This window comes from Mesorhizobium sp. M1D.F.Ca.ET.231.01.1.1 (genome assembly GCF_003999155.2).
Taxonomy (GTDB): domain Bacteria; phylum Pseudomonadota; class Alphaproteobacteria; order Rhizobiales; family Rhizobiaceae; genus Mesorhizobium.
This window is the reverse complement of record NZ_RZOZ02000276.1, coordinates 1-284: the sequence shown is the minus strand read 5'-3', so window position 1 is coordinate 284 and position 284 is coordinate 1. Positions and strand designations below refer to the sequence as shown.

Sequence of the window (284 nt, the reverse complement as noted above, 5' to 3'; positions counted from 1 at the left end):
GTTGCGTGATGGGGTCCTGGTGCGCGAAGCGTGAACGGTCGTGCCGGCCGCTGGCCGGCAACCTCGTGGCACTTGATACGGATACGGAATTGCCGGCCAGCGGCCGGCACTACCTCAGCGGGTGGTTACCGCGACAGCTCGCGCAGCATCACCGCGATCGAGGCCGCGTTGGCCAGCACGCACAGCCAGAAGGCCCACTGGAACGCAGCCTTGCGGTGCTTGTGGCGGAACAGCGCCTGGCCAAGCAGCGCCCCCGGCCAACCGCCGGCAAAGGCCAGCAGCTG

The 284-nt window shown here is 69.0% G+C and carries 1 protein-coding gene; it reads right to left on the bottom strand.

Translation table 11 applies throughout. The annotated features are described in order from the left end of the window. Positions 1–125 precede the first annotated feature (125 nt). The gene (locus tag EN874_RS35010; RefSeq protein ID WP_348631841.1) at positions 126–278 is read right to left on the bottom strand and encodes a DUF1294 domain-containing protein; all 153 of its coding nucleotides are present in this window, start codon (positions 276–278) and stop codon (positions 126–128) included. Positions 279–284 lie beyond the last annotated feature (6 nt).